This is a genomic window from Hydrogenophaga sp. L76 (assembly GCF_057654755.1).
Genome location: NZ_CM172807.1, coordinates 3,736,815 through 3,752,012 on the forward strand (window position 1 = coordinate 3,736,815; position 15,198 = coordinate 3,752,012).

Below are 15,198 nucleotides of genomic sequence, written 5' to 3' on the forward strand. Positions count from 1 at the left end.
GTTGGAGCCTCGGCGACAATGCGCGGATGAATCTGGAATCACGTTACCTCACCCCGCAGCGCCTGCTCATGGCGTCTGTGGTGGTGGCCCTCATCACCATCACGCTCAAGACCCTGGCCTGGGTGGTCACCGACTCGGTCGGCCTGCTGTCGGACGCGATGGAGTCGCTGGTGAACCTGGCCAGTGCCATGTTCGGCCTGGTGATGGTGACCATCGCCGCGCGCCCGGCCGACGACGACCACCCCTATGGCCACCACAAGGCCGAGTATTTTTCATCCGGCTTCGAGGGCATCCTGATCATCGTGGCGGCGCTGGGCATCGTCTGGACGGCGGTGCACCGGCTGCTCGATCCGCAACCCATACAGCAGGTGGGCTGGGGCCTGGCCCTCTCGGTGGCCAGTTCCATGCTCAACGGCTTGCTGGCCTGGGTGATGTTTCGCGCGGCGAAGCAGCACCGGTCCATTGCGCTGGAAGCCGACGCCAAGCACCTGACCACCGACGTCTGGACCTCGGCCGGCGTGGTGATCGGCATCGCACTGGTGCATTTCACCGGCTGGCTCTGGCTCGATCCGGTGGTCGCCATCGGCGTGGCGCTGAACATCCTGAAAGAAGGGTTCCACCTGATCTGGCGTTCGTCGCAGGGGCTGATGGACGAGGCCGTGGAGCCCGAGGTGATGGCCACCATCCAGGAAACGCTGGACGGATTCGCGAGCCAGCGCGGCGAATCCACCATCATCCGTTTCGACCACCTGAGCACACGCAAGGCCGGGCAGCGCCGCTTTGTGGACCTGCACATGCACATGCCTGCGGCCTGGTCGCTCGGGCGCGCGGCCGCCGTGCGCGGCAGCGTGGAGCAGGCGCTCATGAGCGCGGTGCCGGGCCTTCGCGCCAGTATCCAACTGCTGCCCAGCGACGTGGAAGCGCATTTTGAAGATGAAAAGGATTTGATTTGATCGCCCTGTTGCAGCGCGTGAGCGAGGCCCGCGTGGTGATCGCGGGTGAAACCGTGGGCCAGATCGGCGCCGGGCTGCTGGTGCTGGTGTGCGCCGAACCGGACGACACCGAGGCCGTGGGCCAGAAGCTGCTGGCCAAGATCCTCAGGCTGCGCATCTTTTCCGACGAACAGGGGAAGATGAACCGCAGCGTGCAGGACGTGGCCGGCGGCCTGCTCATCGTGAGCCAGTTCACCCTGGCGGCGGACACGAAAAGCGGCAACCGGCCCGGTTTCACCGCCGCCGCGCCGCCGGCCCTGGGCGAATCGCTGTACGACCGCTTTGTCGAAGCCGCCCGCGCGTTGCACCCGCAGGTGGCCACCGGCCACTTTGGCGCCGACATGCAGGTGCATCTGGTGAACGACGGCCCGGTGACCATTCCGCTGCGCATGACGGCAACCTGAACCCAGCCATGAGCCTTCAATTCCTTGTTTCTCCCACGCCGTTCGAGCCCGGAATGGCGCACGTGCTGGGCGCCGGCCTTCTGGGGCTGCAGGCGCCCACCGCCGCACCGGACTGGCCGCTGCAACACGTGCGTGCGCCGGTGCTCGGTTCGGCGGGGCTGTCGTTTCACGAGGCCTGGCAGGTCGACTCGGCGCCCCTCGCCGGCACCTCCGAAGGCATCCAGTGGCGCCGCGTTGGCGACCTGCTGTTCGGCGTGATCGAGCTCGCGGAAGCCCCGGGCGTGTCCGACCTGCGCACCCGCAGCGAACAGGCCTACGCACGCCTCTTCCGCCTGCTGGATGCGCAAGCGCTGCCGCACCTCTGGCGGGTCTGGAACTACATGGCCGACATCAACGGGTCGGCAGACGGGCTGGAGCGTTACCGCCAGTTCAACCTGGGGCGCGCCGAGGCGTTCCTGCAGGGTGCGCGCAGTGTCGTGGGACGCGTGCCGGCAGCCTGCGCGCTCGGTCTGGCCGGCGGCCCGCTGTCGATCGCTTTCCTCGCCGGGTCCACGCCGGCGGTGCCGATCGAGAACCCGCGCCAGGTGAGCGCCTACCACTACCCGGCGGAATACGGGCCGCGCAGCCCGACCTTTTCGCGGGCGGCGCTGGTGTACCCGCCGGGGCAGGAGCTGCTGTTCATTTCAGGCACGGCGAGCATCGTCGGTCACCAGAGCGTGCACCCGGGCGACGTGGTGGCGCAGACCCGCGAGTCCATGGACAACGTGGCGGTCGTGCTGGACCAGGCCAACCAGCGCAGCCGCAGCGGCGGCCATGCACTGGGTGCACTGAGCTACCGCGTGTACATCCGGCACGCGGCCGACGCCCCCCAGGTGCAAGCCGTGATGGCCGAACGTGTGGGGGCTGCGCCAGTGGTGTGCGTGTTGGCCGACGTTTGCCGCGCCGAGCTGCTGGTGGAGGTGGAAGCCCAGGGCCTGCGTTCGCTCTGAGCACGCCGCAGCGCCAAGCTGAAGGCGTCCACTTCAGCCGCGGTGGTACGGATCGGGTTGGCCCAGCCCGGCGAGGATCTGTGTTTCCCGCGCTTCCATCGCTTCGGCATCTTCCTCGCCGGTCTCGTGGTCCCAGCCCTGGGCGTGCAGGGTGCCGTGCACCAGCAGGTGGGCGTAGTGCTCGGCCAGCGGCTTCTTCAGCTCCTTCGCCTCGCGCGCCACCACCGGTGCGCACAGCACCAGGTCGGCCATCACCAGGGGGGCGGTCTGGTAGTCGAAGGTCAGCACGTTGGTGGCGTAGTCCTTGCCGCGGTAGTCGCGGTTCAGGGCCTGGCCTTCTTCGGCATCCACGATGCGCACGGTGATTTCGGCGTCGGCCTCCAGCGCGTGGCGGATGCAGCGGGCGACGGTGTGGCGCGGCAGCGCGGCGCGGTGGAGGGCGGCATCGGCCAGGTCGCCGAACTGCAGGGACAGGCTCAATGAAGGCAGGGCCATGGGTTGTCCTCAGGCCGTTTTGCGGCGTGCGCGTTTCGCTGGCGCTGCGTCGCTGCTGCCCGAACCGCGTGCGTCGTAGGCGTCCACGATGCGCGCCACCAGCGGGTGCCGCACCACGTCGGCACTGGTCAGGCGCGTGATGGCGATGCCCTGCACGCGTTTGAGCACGCGTTCGGCGTCGATCAGGCCGCTGAGCTCGGTGCGCGGCAGGTCGATCTGGCTCACGTCGCCGGTGACCACGGCCTTGCTGCCAAAGCCGATGCGGGTGAGGAACATCTTCATCTGCTCGACGGTGGTGTTCTGCGCTTCGTCGAGGATCACGAAGGCGTGGTTGAGCGTGCGTCCGCGCATGAAGGCCAGCGGCGCGATCTCGATCTGCTGGCGCTCGAAGGCTTTCTGCACCTTGTCGAAGCCCATCAGGTCGTGCAGCGCGTCGTAAAGAGGTCGCAGGTAGGGGTCCACCTTCTGGCCCAGGTCGCCGGGCAGGAAGCCGAGCTTTTCGCCCGCTTCCACCGCCGGGCGGGTGAGCACGATGCGCTGCACCGCACTGCGCTCCAGCGCGTCCACGGCGCAGGCCACGGCGAGGTAGGTCTTGCCGGTGCCGGCCGGGCCGATGCCGAAGGTGATGTCGTGCGTGGCCATGTTCTCCAGGTAGCGCGTCTGGGCCGGCGTGCGCCCGCGCACCTCGCCGCGCCGCGTCTGCATCGCCAGCGCCCCGTCGCCCGGCTCGACCAGCGCCGTGTCGCCGCTGAGCATGAGCTGCACGGTTTCAGCGGGGATCGGCTTCTTCGCCATCTCGTACAGCGCCTGCAGCGTTTCCAGTGCCTGGTTGGCCTTGGCCTTGGGGCCTTCGATGCGGAACTGCTCGAAGCGGTGCGCCACCTTGACCTGCAGGCCCGCCTCGATGCTGCGGATGTGGCTGTCCATGGGCCCGCAGAGGTGGCCCATGCGCAGGTTGTCGGGCGGGGAGAAGGTGTGGCGGAGGATCAAACCGATAATCCTGTGAACAATGAGGAATCACCAATGATAGGCAAGTTGACCGGCACCCTGCTGGAAAAGAATCCGCCCCAGATCCTGATCGACTGCCACGGTGTGGGCTACGAAGTGGACGTGCCCATGAGCACCTTCTACAACCTGCCCGCCTTGGGCGAGAAGGTGTCGCTGCTCACGCATTTCGTGGTGCGCGAAGACGCGCAGATCCTCTACGGCTTTGGCAACGCGGCCGAGCGCGAGGCCTTCCGCCAGCTCATCAAGATCAGCGGCGTGGGGCCGCGCACGGCGCTTTCGGTGTTGTCGGGCATGAGCGTGGCCGATCTGGCACAGGCCGTCAGCGCGCAAGACAGCGGGCGCATCATCAAGGTGCCCGGCATCGGCAAGAAGACCGCCGAGCGCCTGCTGCTCGAACTCAAGGGCAAGCTTGGCGCCGACCTCAACCTGCCCGGCGCCGGCCCGGTGCAGAGCGATGTGCAAGGCGACATTCAGCAAGCGCTGATGGCACTGGGTTACAGCGAGAAGGACGCGGCGGCGGCGCTGAAGGCACTGCCGGTGGAGGTGGGGGTGAGCGAGGGGATCAAGCTGGCGTTGAAGGCGCTGGCGAAGTGAATAGAAGCGTGGCGACACTTGAACGCCGCTGAATCGCAAATGACGAGGAACCCGACATGTTGATTACCCGGCTAAGGCTGAAGAATTGGCGAAATTTTCGCGATGTGGATGTTGCGCTTGGGTCGAGGGGGTACGTTATCGGAGCCAATGCATCAGGCAAGTCAAACCTGCTGGATGTTTTTCGGTTTTTGAGAACGATCGCTCAAAGTGAAGGAGGCGGCCTGCAGAAGGCTTTGAAGGACCGGGGTGGTTTGAGCAAGTTGCGCAGTTTGCATGCCCGGAAAGATTCTGAAGTTCGCATCGAGGTGGAGGTGTCCGGCTCGACGGCGGACCCCGTACCGAAGTGGCGCTACATCCTCGCATTTCAGTCAGGTGGAAAGAAGACTCAAGGCGTAGTGATCCAGCAAGAGGCGGTTTTTCGTGATGGCAGAGAGTTGTTTAGCCGCCCTGAAAAGCTTGACAAGCAAGATGAGGTGCGTCTCACGCAGACCTACCTGGAGCAGATCAACAGCAATGCAGGTTTTCGTGAGTTGGCCGACTTCCTGGCCGCAACGACATACATGCATTTGGTGCCCCAACTGCTCAAGCACAGCGACGAGATTAGCGGGCGCATCATCGAAAACGATCCCTTTGGACAGGGTCTTTTGCACAGAATAGCCAAGACCAACGAAAAGACTCAAAAATCCAGATTGAGTCGTATACAAAAAGCTCTTGAGGTGGCGGTCCCCCAGTTTTCAGAATTGCATTTTGAACAGGATGCCGTGACGGGCGTTCCCCATTTGAAGGCCAACTTCAAGCATTGGCGAGTACATGGCTCTTGGCAGCGAGAGGACCAATTTTCAGATGGAACGCTTCGACTGATTGGTTTTTTGTGGGCTCTTCAAGAGGGCGATGGCCTTTTGCTTTTGGAAGAGCCAGAGCTTTCTCTCAACGATGCGATCACTCAGCACATCCCTCTGATGATTGACAGAGTGCTGAGGCTTCGAAAGAAAGGTGGACCGCTGAGACAGGTGCTCAGTACCACCCACAGCGAAACCTTGATTTCTTCTGTTTCAGATCCGCAATCCATACTGTTGCTAGAGCCAGGCGAGAACGGGACGACGGTGCGAACTGCAGATGCCCAGGAGCTTCAGGAAATGGAGCACGGATTGAATCCGGCAGAGGTACTGCTGCCAAAGACGCGTCCTGCCAACATCGAACAGATGGGTTTGTTCTCGTGAAGCGGATGCTGGTGGTGGGCGAAGACGAACTGAGTTGTTCTCTTGGGCAGCAGCTTGTGGCGCAGCTCTTGCCAGAGTGGACGCTTTCCAGGGCTCCAATCAATAAGAGGGGCGTCACAAAGCTGATCCCCGAGCTCCCCAGGTTTGTCGAGCAGTCCCGGCTCCAACCTGTGCTGTGCATTGCCGACACCGATCAAACGTGCCCTGTTCAATGGTTGAAGAAGTGGTCGCCCAGACATTTGCCTGAACGGTTTTTTCTCAGATTGGCTGTTCCCGAAGCTGAAAGCTGGGTGCTCGCAGATCGGCAGGGGGTGTCCGAATTTTTCAAGGTGTCAACGGCGCAGATAAAACCCGACCCTGAGCAACTTGAAGACCCCAAACGAGAAGTTCTGCGTTTGGCGAGAAAGTCCAAGGTGCGTCAAATACGTGATGAGATGGTGTCGGCGACGGACATCAATAGAACCGGTTCTGGGTACAACATTCACCTGAGTGCATTGGTCCGCGAGAACTGGCGAGCCATGAGGGCGGCAGAGCGATCATCAAGTTTGGAACGTGCCATTCGTCGGTTGACAGAGTTTGGCGACTCTTTTCGATGAACATCCATCGCTCTGCATTCACCATCGACAACCGAAAAATTTGAGATGACCATCCAGACCGACGATTTCGCTCCCACACCGCGCGTGGTCTCAGCCGCTCCGGCTTCGCCGAAGGAAGAGGCGATCGAGCGCGCGCTGCGGCCCAAGCTGCTGGACGAATACGTGGGCCAGCAGAAGGTGCGTGAACAGCTGGAAATCTTCATCGGCGCGGCCAAAAAACGCAGCGAGGCGCTGGACCACGTGCTGCTGTTCGGCCCGCCGGGCCTGGGCAAGACCACGCTCTCCCACATCATCGCGCAGGAGCTCGGCGTCAACCTGCGCCAGACCAGCGGCCCGGTGCTGGAAAAGCCACGCGATCTGGCCGCACTGCTGACCAACCTCGAAGCCAACGACGTGCTGTTCATCGACGAGATCCACCGGCTCAGCCCGGTCGTCGAAGAAATCCTCTACCCCGCGCTGGAGGACTACCAGATCGACATCATGATCGGCGAAGGGCCGGCCGCGCGCAGCATCAAGCTCGACCTGCAGCCCTTCACCCTGGTGGGCGCCACCACGCGCGCGGGCATGCTGACCAACCCGTTGCGCGACCGCTTCGGCATCGTCGCGCGGCTGGAGTTCTACACCGCTGAAGAACTCGCACGCATCGTCAAGCGCAGCGCGGGCCTGCTGAACGCACCGATGGACCCCGAGGGCGGCTTCGAGATCGCGCGCCGTTCGCGCGGTACGCCGCGCATTGCCAACCGGCTGCTGCGCCGCGTGCGCGACTACGCCGAGGTCAAGGGCAGCGGCACCATCACGCTGGACATGGCCAACCGCGCCCTGGCCATGCTCGACGTCGACCCGCAGGGTTTCGACCTGATGGACCGCAAGCTGCTCGAAGCCGTGATCCACCGTTTCGACGGCGGGCCGGTCGGGCTGGACAACATCGCCGCCAGCATCGGCGAAGAGCGCGACACGATCGAAGACGTGATCGAGCCCTACCTGATCCAGCAGGGCTTTCTGCAGCGCACGCCGCGCGGGCGCATCGCCACGCTGGCCGCCTACCGCCACCTGGGCGTGGCACCGCCGAAGACCGACAGCGCGCTGTTCAGCGAGTGAACCGCGGGGCACCGCTGCGCAGCACGCCCATGACCATCAGGCTCTGCGCGGCGTAGTAGCTGCCCAGCACCCAGAAGGCCGACATCGGCAGCGGGCTCACGAAACGGTTGATTGCCAGCAGGGCGTCGCTGAGCATGAAACAGACGGCGCCCACCGCAACCATCACCGACGGGCCGTCGCGTTGCACGCTGGCGCGCCCCAGGGCCTGCGCGGTCATCAGGCCGATGGCCAGCACATAGGCCGCCACGGGTGCGCGCAGCTCGGGTGGCAGGCCGCCAAACCAGAGCACGGCGAACATGCCCAGCCCGGCAGCGGCGACGCCCCAAGCGGCCTGCCGGCTGGGCAGCCAGGGCATGTCCTGGCGGAACAGCGCGATGTAGGCCAGGTGCGCGAGCAGGAAGGCCGCCAGTCCGGGGATGAACAGGCCTTCGAGCATGAGGAACACATCGCCCGCGAGCGAAGCGGCAAGGGCCGCGAGCAGCCAGACGGCGCCCCGCAGGGCGGTGGCGGACGCGCGCCGGGCCAGCAGCACCACGCCCAGCGCGATCAGCATGGTCAGTGGCTTGAACACCAGGTGCGCCGCTGTCCAGCCGGTGACCGCGCTGGCCATGGCCAGCGCGGCGCATTCGATCAGCAGCACCTCACCCATGCCGATGCGGCCCTGCAACAGCGCGCCCACGGCCCACAGGCCGGCCAGCAGCACCGCGAACCCCGCGATGTTGTGCGGCAGCGCCGCGGTATCGGCCTGCCAGAGGAAGACCGCCACGCCGACCAGCAAGGCCACGAACTGCAGCGCAGCGAACACCCGAACCGCGTGCGGGATGGGCGGTGCATAGGTCCGCAGCGCGGTGATGTCGAAAGCCGGCTTGGGGAACGCCACCGCCACATCGGCCGGGCGCCAGCCCGGCGGCTTCAGCCACACGCGCAGCTTGTCGCTCCAGCGCTTCGTGTGCCAGCTGTCCTTGGCCAGCGCCCAGTAGACCTCGGCGTTGGCCCAGAGCGGGTCCCAGCTGTTGAGCGGGCTGCGCGTGCCGTAGACGCAGGGCTCGCGCGGGTCTTCCGGCTCAAAGCTGCCGAACAGGTGGTCCCACAGCGTCAGGATGCCGCCGTAGTTCCTGTCCACGTAGCGGTGATTCACGGCGTGGTGCACGCGGTGGTTGGACGGCGAGGCGAACCAGCGGTCGAAGCGGCCGAGCCGCCCCACGTGTTCGGTGTGGATCCAGAACTGGTAGAGCAGGTCGATGAGCGTCACCACCGCGAACACCAGAGGCGGCACGCCAGCCACGGCCATGGGCAGGTAGAACACCCAGCCCAGCAGCGGGTAGCTGCTGGGCTGGCGCAGCGCGGTGGAGAGGTTGTAGTCCTGGCTCTGGTGGTGCACCACGTGCGCGGCCCAGAACACGCCCGCCGTGTGGCCGAGGCGGTGGTTCCAGTAGTAGAGGAAGTCGTAGAACAGCAGCGCCAGCAGCCAGCCGGGCAAGGTGGTCCAGAAGCCCGTGTCCGGGACGAGAGACAGGCTGTTGAACGCCGCGGTGTATATGCCGATTTTCAGCAGCGGCACAAACACCACGCTGGCCTGGCTCAGCATGCCCAGCGAGATGCTGCTCAGGGCGTCGTCGAAGCGGTAGGTGTTGCGGCCCCGGCGCAGACCGACCACGAACTCGATGGCGATGAGGGCCAGAAAGACCGGGGTGGCGAGGACGATGATCTGGCTGGGCGACATCGGGCCATTCTGGCGCGACTCAGCCCAGTTTTCCTCTGGCGTCAACCTTGATCAGGCGTTCCACCCGCCCGGCCGCGAGGCCGCCGCGCACGCCCACACAGCCGTCGTGCAGGTTCACCGTGGGGTCGCAATGGCCCGGGATCAGCCAGACGGTTTCGCCCAGTTCGGGCAGCTCGGTGCCGGGCACGGCGGCGCGCAGGAGGCCGTGTTCGTCGCCGCCGTTGGCGAACACCAGGCCGCTGGGCCAGGCCACCGCTGGCAGGCCGCTGTCGATGGCGTGGCTTTTGTGGCCGGCGTCGCAGACCGCGTGGTCTTCGCTGCGGCTCATGACCTGGCTCTTGACGAACAGCGCGTGTTCAAACGCCGGGGCCTCGGGGTCGGTCTGGTTGGCCGCGTAGTCGGCGTCCATGAACAGATAGGACCCGGCCTGCAGCTCGCCCCAGACGCCGCTGGCGGCCTCCAGCACGAAGCTGCCGGTGCCCGCGCCCGTGACCAGCGGCACGCTGTAACCCGCCGCTGCCAGTGCATCGCGGGTGCCGGCCACGGCCTGCGTGGCGCTCTCGATGGAGCGGCGGCGTTCGGCCGGCGTGCGCTGGTGCTGGGCACGGCCGTGGTAGGCCTGCAGGCCGGCGAAACGCAGGGCGGGGTGGGTTGCGATCTGCCGTGCCAGCCCCACGGCCGGCTCACCCGGCACCACACCGCAGCGGCCCTGGCCGACGTCGATCTCGATGAACACGTCGATGGCGCCGACGGTGTGCACGCCGGCTGCGTCGAGCGCCTGCGCCAGGCGTTCAATGCCCAGGGCTGTCCACGGCGATGGCGAAGCGCGTGGGCAGCTCGCGCACCGCTTCGGCCAGCCGCGCCAGCTTGTGGGGCGCGATCACCTCGTTGCTGATGAAGATGTCGTGCACGCCTGCGTGAGCCAGGGCCAAGGCTTCGCCGGTCTTCTGCACGCAAACGCCGGCGGCGCCGTGGGCCATCTGCAGCTTCGCCAGCTCGGCGCTCTTGTGCATCTTGGCGTGCGGCCGCAGGCGCAGGCCGTGTTCGGCCGCGAAGGCCGCCATGCGCGCCAGGTTGCGCTCCATGGCGTCCAGGTCGATCACCAGCGCCGGTGTGTCGATGGCGGCCACGCCCTGACCGACACAATCCCGGTCCTGCTCAAGCGGTCTGTTCATCCAGCGGTCCGTTACCGGCCTGCAGGTGGCCGGTGTCGGCCCAGCCCACCAGGCTCAGACCTTCCGGCGTCCAGAGCAGGCGGTTGATGGCGGTGTTGGTCAGCTCCCAGCTGCGCGGCGCCTGCAGCTCCAGCCGGGTGGCGGCGCGGTAGAGGATGTCGAGCACGCCCCCGTGCACCGCCATCAGCACCTGCTCACCTGGGTGGCGCGCGGCCAGTTCGTTCACGGTGGCCACCACGCGTTCCTGCAGCTGCAGCAGCGATTCGCCGCCTGGGGGGGCAAAGTCGGGCACGCGCTTGCGCCAGGCGGTGGATTCTTCGGGATAGCGGGCTTCGAGCTCGGTCCAGGTGTGGCCCTCGAAGCGGCCGAAACAGCGCTCGCGCAGGCCGGCGTGCGTGTGCACCGGCCGGTCGTGCCGGCGCGCGACGGCCCGGGCGGTTTCCAGTGCGCGGCTCAGATCACTGGCATAGAACGCGTCAATGGGTTCCTCGGCCAGCGCCTGCGCGAGCTGCGCCGCCTGCCAGCGGCCGCGCTCGTTGAGGTCGATGTCGGTGTGGCCCTGGATGCGGGTGTCGTGGTTCCAGGCGGTTTCACCGTGGCGCACGGCCAGGATGCGGGTAACGTGCAAGTGGGGTCCTTTTCAGTATGGGCGGTCAACAGCGTGCACTGTACCGGGTTGCCTCCGGTCTGCAAAACCGCACGGAATACGCTCCGGAGCGCGCGGGCCATCGGGTGCTTTGGGACACAATCGTTGCATGTCACTGCCCGCCGCCGTGCCGCTCGGGGAATTTGCCACCCTGTTCAACTTCCTGCCCATCGGGGCCTACCGGAGTTCGCCCGATGGTCAGATGATCCGCTCCAACCAGGCGCTGGTGGAACTCAACGGTTATGCCTCCGAGGCCGAACACCTGGCCGCGGTCAAGGACATCGCCCGCGAGTGGTACGTGGACCCCCTGCGGCGCGACGCATTCAAGCAGCGGCTGGAGCACGAAGGTTTCGTGCGGGGTTTTGTGTCCGAGATCTGGCGCCACAAGACCCGCGAGCGCATCTGGATCAGCGAAAACGCGCACATCGTGCGGGACGGTCAAGGGGCTGTGCTCTATTACGAAGGCACGGTCGAAGATGTCACCGAGCGCGTCCGGAACCAGGAAGCCCTGCGCCGCAGCGAAGAACAGCTGCGCCAGATCACCGCGCAGGTGCCGGGCATGGTGTTTGTCGTTCATGTGGCACCCGACGGACGCCGGGAGTACCGTTTTGTGAGTTCCGGCGTGCGCGACATCTATGGCTTCGATCCCGAAGACCTGATGCGCGACCCGATGCTCATCGCGCGCTACCGCCATCCGGACGACCAGGCCGTGCTGGAGCAGGACATGGAGCAGATCAGGCAGGGGCCGGTCGACCTGGGCGGGGAATTCCGCATCGTCATGCCCGACGGCCAGATCCGGTGGATCTACCGCCGCTCCTGCACCGTGTCGAGCGATGCGTCGGGTTTCCTGCGGGTGGGGGTTCTGCTCGACATCACCGGGCGCAAACAGGCCGAAGCCGCCCTCCACGAAAGCGAGGCGCTCTGGAAGCTGGCGATGGACAGCACAGGCGATGGCGTCTGGGACTGGAACATCGCGACCGGGGAGGAGTTTTTCTCCTGCCGCATCCAGACCATGTTCGGCTTTGACGAAGGCGAGCTGGCCAACCTGGCCGAAGCACTCGACAGCAGGACCCATCCTGACGATGTGGCGCAGATGCTGACCGACCGGCAGGCGCACTTTGACGGCCACACGCCGGTCTACCGCAACGAACACCGCGTGCGCTGCAAGGATGGATCGTGGAAATGGGTGCTGTCGCGCGGCATGGTGATCGCGCGCAACGCCGCCGGTCAACCCCTGCGCATGGTCGGTACGCACACCGACATCACCGAGCTCAAGCAGGCCGAGGCGCAGCAGCATGTGCTGGAGGCGCAACTGCGCGAGTCGCAGAAGATGGAGGCCATCGGCACGCTGGCCGGTGGCGTGGCGCACGACTTCAACAACCTGCTCGCTGCGATCCTGGGCAATCTGGCGCTGGCGCGTGAAGACGTCGGCCCCGATCACCTGGCCCAGGAAAGCCTGCAGGAAATCAGCCGTGCGGCCATTCAGGCGCGCCAGCTGGTGCAGCAGATCCTGACCTTCAGCCGCCGCCAGACGCAGGCCATGCGGCAGCAGCCGCTCACGCCCCTGGTGCAGGAAACGCTGGGTCTGCTGCGCTCGCTGTTGCCCGCCGGCGCGCGCCTGGACACCCTGCTGTCCAAGGCGCCGCTGGTGGTCAACAGCGATGCCACACAGGTGCAGCAGGTCCTGATCAACCTGTGCTCCAACGCCTGGCAGGCGTTCGAAGGCCGCACTGGCGTGATCTCGGTGGCCCTGGAAGCCGCGCGCCTCGATGCGACCCAGGCCTTGCAGCTGGGGAATCTGCCCGCGGGCGCCTATGCCTGCCTGAGCGTGACCGACAACGGGCCCGGCATGACCGCCGAAACGCAGCGGCGCCTGTTCGAACCCTTTTTCACCACCAAGCCACCGGGGGCCGGCACGGGCCTGGGGCTGGCGGTGGTGCACGGGATCGTCAAGGCGCACCGGGGCGCGATCGCGGTGCACAGCCAGCCCGGTGAGGGCACGCGCTTCGACGTCTACCTGCCCCTGGCCGGGGAAGCCGAAGCGCTGCAGCCGGCACCGGAGGCCGTGCCAGCACCCGGACCGAACGTGTCCGAGGCTGACGGGCGGCACGTGGTCTACATCGACGATTACGAGGCGATGGTGTTCCTGGTCGGTCGGCTGCTGCGCAAGCAGGGTTTTCGTGTCACCACGTTCGAGTCGGGCGAAGCCGCGCTGGCCTGGTTGCGAACCCACGACGACCCGATCGATCTGGTGGTGACCGACCAGAACATGCCCGGCCTGTCGGGTGTGGAGGTGGTGCGCGAGATCGGCCGCCTGCGTCCGGGGCAACGCGTTGCCATCGTCTCTGGCCATGTCAACGACCAGCTGCTGGCCGAGGCGGCTGCGGCAGGCGTGAGCGACGTCCTGGGCAAGCAGGACAGCATGGACGCGCTGGGTGAAGCCATCCGCCAGCTGCTGGAAGCGCGCTAGCGTGCAACACCTCCACACCAGGGATTCCAGCGCCGGGCCGCGACCCGCGCAGCGGTGGAGCCCCGGATTCACCCCCGCAGGGTGAAGACGCGAGGGTCCTCGCTCTTCAGCGCGGCAGGTCGATGTTCACCTGCCGGGCTCCGGCGGGTGGTGTGGGGAAGCCCTGCAGGGCCGCATCCAGCATGGCGCCCCAGAGTTCGGGGCTGCTGTTCCAGCGGCCGTCGTGGGCGGCATGGGTTTCATAAACCACCTGGCCACTGTCTGCGTGGCGGACCAGCAGCGAGACCTTGCGCTGGTAGTAGGGCCAGTCCATGGGCATGAACATGGGGGTCCAGATCACCTGGCCGCTGCCGGTGACCACATGGTCGCGACCCGCGAATCCGAAGCCACCCCAGCGCCGGTCCCAGGGACTCTCCCAGGGCGCATGCGGCAGGCGCAGCGTGGCGGCGCCGACCTGTACCGTCCAGACAGCGGGTGCGCCGCTGTCGGCCAGGGTCCAGCCGACCTTGCCCAGGGACGCCTGTGCGAGCCGCTCCAGCGCATCCTGGTCGGCGGCGGCCTGGCCTTGTTTCTGGGACGGCAGGCGGTCGAAACGGTAGGTCTGGGGAGCCTGCGGTACCGCGGCCAGCGGCTGGCCGCTGCGGGAGGCATCGCTCCAGCGCGGAAAACTTTCCACCGCGTTGTCCACCCGGTAGACGCTGGCGCAGCCGCCCAGCGCCAGCAGGCTCAAGGTGGCCAGCAGGCCGTGCCAGCGTCGGGTGGCGCGCTGCGGGACAGAGCTGGTGTGGGTTGGCATGGGCACGTCTCCTGTGCGGGGGTTGCGTCGCGCCCACATGGGCCCGGTTCCCCGGTTTCAGTGCGCGGCGATCGGTATGACCGCGCGGGCCGGCACTTCGTTCCCGGCTTCGTCGTCGGCCACGGGCGGGGCGGTATCGGGCAAAGGTTCTTCGTCGAACGCCTTGTCGCCGTTTTCATCGGCCTCGCCGGTGACCTTGATGCTCTCGAAGGGGAACAGCTGGCGGTCCATCAGGTGGCTGGGCACCACGTTCTGCAGCGCGGTGAGCATGTTCTCCAGCCGGCCCGGAAACTTCTTGTCCCAGTCGCGCAGCAGGTTGCCGACCTGCTTGCGCTGCAGGTTCTCCTGGCTGCCGCAGAGCGTGCAGGGGATGATGGGGAACTGCTTGACCTCGGCCCAGCGGATCAGGTCTTTTTCGGGCACGTAGGCCAGCGGCCGGATCACCATGAACTCGCCGTTGTCGCTGACCAGCTTGGCCGGCATGCCCTTGAGCTTGCCGCCGAAGAACATGTTGAGGAACAGCGTCTGCAGCATGTCGTCGCGGTGGTGGCCGAGCGCGATCTTGGTCGCGCCCAGCTCCTTGGCCACGCGGTACAGGATGCCGCGGCGCAGCCGGCTGCACAGGCTGCACATGGTCTTGCCTTCGGGGATCACCTTCTTGACGATGGAGTAGGTGTCCTGCGTCTCGATGTGGTGCTTCACGCCGAGCTTCGCCAGGTACTCGGGCAGGATGTGATCGGGGAAGCCGGGCTGCTTCTGGTCGAGGTTGACCGCGATGATCTCGAAGTTGATCGGCGCGCGCGCCTGCAGCTTCAGCAGGATGTCGAGCAGGCCATAGCTGTCCTTGCCGCCCGAGACGCAGACCATCACGCGGTCGCCTTCCTCGATCATGTTGAAGTCGACGATGGCGCGGCCGACTTCACGACACAACCGCTTTTCCAGCTTGTGGTTCTCGTGGGCGAGTTTTTCAGGATTCATGTTCAAGTCTCGTT

At 66.3% G+C, this 15,198-nt stretch carries 14 protein-coding genes and 1 pseudogene; 8 read left to right on the plus strand and 7 right to left on the minus strand.

Annotation, left to right across the window (positions count from 1 at the left end; genetic code table 11):
- The first annotated feature begins 26 nt into the window (after positions 1-26).
- Genes AC23D4_RS18200 through AC23D4_RS18210 form a run of 3 tightly spaced genes read left to right on the plus strand, consistent with a single transcriptional unit; the run spans position 27 to position 2,385 of the window.
- A complete protein-coding gene (locus AC23D4_RS18200) occupies positions 27-953 on the plus strand; it encodes a cation diffusion facilitator family transporter (RefSeq protein WP_472886977.1) in 927 nt (308 codons plus the stop codon).
- Positions 950-1,396, plus strand: coding sequence for a D-aminoacyl-tRNA deacylase (gene dtd / locus AC23D4_RS18205; protein ID WP_472886978.1), 447 nt, complete (start codon positions 950-952; stop codon positions 1,394-1,396). Before AC23D4_RS18200 ends, dtd begins: the two co-directional genes overlap by 4 nt.
- A gap of 8 nt (positions 1,397-1,404) precedes the next feature.
- Complete coding sequence (locus AC23D4_RS18210) at positions 1,405-2,385, plus strand: chorismate transformation FkbO/Hyg5 family protein (protein ID WP_472886979.1); 981 nt, start codon at positions 1,405-1,407, stop codon at positions 2,383-2,385.
- A 33-nt stretch (positions 2,386-2,418) separates the two neighbouring features.
- Here AC23D4_RS18210 and ybeY read toward each other — a convergent pair whose 3' ends face one another.
- Together ybeY and AC23D4_RS18220 are read right to left on the minus strand one after the other, a co-directional pair.
- Positions 2,419-2,880, minus strand: a complete 462-nt coding sequence (gene ybeY, locus AC23D4_RS18215; RefSeq protein WP_472886980.1) for an rRNA maturation RNase YbeY — start codon at positions 2,878-2,880, stop codon at positions 2,419-2,421.
- 9 nt (positions 2,881-2,889) lie between these two features.
- A complete protein-coding gene (locus tag AC23D4_RS18220) occupies positions 2,890-3,870 on the minus strand; it encodes a PhoH family protein (protein ID WP_472886981.1) in 981 nt (326 codons plus the stop codon).
- A 33-nt stretch (positions 3,871-3,903) separates the two neighbouring features.
- On the opposite strand from AC23D4_RS18220, the gene ruvA reads away from it, so the two are divergent.
- The 4 genes from ruvA to ruvB are packed head-to-tail and all read left to right on the plus strand — an operon-like array spanning position 3,904 to position 7,396.
- Positions 3,904-4,482 (plus strand): Holliday junction branch migration protein RuvA, encoded by a 579-nt coding sequence (gene ruvA / locus AC23D4_RS18225; protein ID WP_472886982.1) that lies wholly within the window; start codon positions 3,904-3,906, stop codon positions 4,480-4,482.
- Between the two features lie 56 nt (positions 4,483-4,538).
- Complete coding sequence (locus tag AC23D4_RS18230; RefSeq protein ID WP_472886983.1) at positions 4,539-5,702, plus strand: AAA family ATPase; 1,164 nt, start codon at positions 4,539-4,541, stop codon at positions 5,700-5,702.
- A gap of 5 nt (positions 5,703-5,707) precedes the next feature.
- Positions 5,708-6,298, plus strand: a complete 591-nt coding sequence (locus AC23D4_RS18235; protein ID WP_487623641.1) for a hypothetical protein — start codon at positions 5,708-5,710, stop codon at positions 6,296-6,298.
- 45 nt (positions 6,299-6,343) lie between these two features.
- The gene (gene ruvB / locus AC23D4_RS18240) at positions 6,344-7,396 is read left to right on the plus strand and encodes a Holliday junction branch migration DNA helicase RuvB (RefSeq protein WP_472886985.1); all 1,053 of its coding nucleotides are present in this window, start codon (positions 6,344-6,346) and stop codon (positions 7,394-7,396) included.
- On the opposite strand, the gene AC23D4_RS18245 is transcribed toward ruvB, so the two are convergent.
- The 3 genes and pseudogenes from AC23D4_RS18245 to AC23D4_RS18255 all read right to left on the minus strand — a co-directional run bounded on the left by AC23D4_RS18245 (position 7,386) and on the right by AC23D4_RS18255 (position 10,922).
- Positions 7,386-9,119: a lysoplasmalogenase family protein gene (locus AC23D4_RS18245; RefSeq protein ID WP_472886986.1), complete on the minus strand. Its 1,734-nt coding sequence runs from the start codon at positions 9,117-9,119 to the stop codon at positions 7,386-7,388. The genes ruvB and AC23D4_RS18245 overlap by 11 nt on opposite strands.
- 19 nt (positions 9,120-9,138) lie before the next feature.
- A pseudogene (locus AC23D4_RS18250) lies at positions 9,139-10,294 on the minus strand (DSD1 family PLP-dependent enzyme).
- The gene (locus AC23D4_RS18255; RefSeq protein ID WP_472886987.1) at positions 10,278-10,922 is read right to left on the minus strand and encodes a histidine phosphatase family protein; all 645 of its coding nucleotides are present in this window, start codon (positions 10,920-10,922) and stop codon (positions 10,278-10,280) included. The pseudogene AC23D4_RS18250 and the gene AC23D4_RS18255 overlap by 17 nt, the downstream one beginning before the upstream one ends.
- A 127-nt stretch (positions 10,923-11,049) precedes the next feature.
- On the opposite strand from AC23D4_RS18255, the gene AC23D4_RS18260 reads away from it, so the two are divergent.
- On the plus strand, positions 11,050-13,410 hold the full coding sequence (locus tag AC23D4_RS18260) for a PAS domain-containing protein (protein WP_472886988.1): 2,361 nt from the start codon (positions 11,050-11,052) through the stop codon (positions 13,408-13,410).
- 106 nt (positions 13,411-13,516) lie between these two features.
- Here AC23D4_RS18260 and AC23D4_RS18265 read toward each other — a convergent pair whose 3' ends face one another.
- Together AC23D4_RS18265 and ttcA are read right to left on the minus strand one after the other, a co-directional pair.
- A complete protein-coding gene (locus AC23D4_RS18265; protein WP_472886989.1) occupies positions 13,517-14,206 on the minus strand; it encodes a DUF4136 domain-containing protein in 690 nt (229 codons plus the stop codon).
- 57 nt (positions 14,207-14,263) lie between these two features.
- Positions 14,264-15,184 carry a tRNA 2-thiocytidine(32) synthetase TtcA gene (gene ttcA, locus AC23D4_RS18270; protein WP_472886990.1) on the minus strand — a complete coding sequence of 307 codons (921 nt, stop codon included), beginning with the start codon at positions 15,182-15,184 and terminating at the stop codon, positions 14,264-14,266.
- Between the last annotated feature and the right edge of the window lie 14 nt (positions 15,185-15,198).

What these genes read in the sequence shown, in the direction of transcription:
- AC23D4_RS18260 (WP_472886988.1), top strand. Translation starts at nt 11,050, where the DNA reads ATGTCACTGCCCGCCGCCGTGCCGCTCGGGGAATTTGCCACCCTGTTC.
- ttcA (WP_472886990.1), bottom strand. Translation starts at nt 15,184, where the DNA reads ATGAATCCTGAAAAACTCGCCCACGAGAACCACAAGCTGGAAAAGCGG.
- ruvB (WP_472886985.1), top strand. Translation starts at nt 6,344, where the DNA reads ATGACCATCCAGACCGACGATTTCGCTCCCACACCGCGCGTGGTCTCA.
- AC23D4_RS18230 (WP_472886983.1), top strand. Translation starts at nt 4,539, where the DNA reads ATGTTGATTACCCGGCTAAGGCTGAAGAATTGGCGAAATTTTCGCGAT.
- AC23D4_RS18210 (WP_472886979.1), top strand. Translation starts at nt 1,405, where the DNA reads ATGAGCCTTCAATTCCTTGTTTCTCCCACGCCGTTCGAGCCCGGAATG.
- AC23D4_RS18265 (WP_472886989.1), bottom strand. Translation starts at nt 14,206, where the DNA reads ATGCCAACCCACACCAGCTCTGTCCCGCAGCGCGCCACCCGACGCTGG.
- AC23D4_RS18200 (WP_472886977.1), top strand. Translation starts at nt 27, where the DNA reads ATGAATCTGGAATCACGTTACCTCACCCCGCAGCGCCTGCTCATGGCG.
- ruvA (WP_472886982.1), top strand. Translation starts at nt 3,904, where the DNA reads ATGATAGGCAAGTTGACCGGCACCCTGCTGGAAAAGAATCCGCCCCAG.
- AC23D4_RS18245 (WP_472886986.1), bottom strand. Translation starts at nt 9,119, where the DNA reads ATGTCGCCCAGCCAGATCATCGTCCTCGCCACCCCGGTCTTTCTGGCC.
- AC23D4_RS18235 (WP_487623641.1), top strand. Translation starts at nt 5,708, where the DNA reads ATGCTGGTGGTGGGCGAAGACGAACTGAGTTGTTCTCTTGGGCAGCAG.
- ybeY (WP_472886980.1), bottom strand. Translation starts at nt 2,880, where the DNA reads ATGGCCCTGCCTTCATTGAGCCTGTCCCTGCAGTTCGGCGACCTGGCC.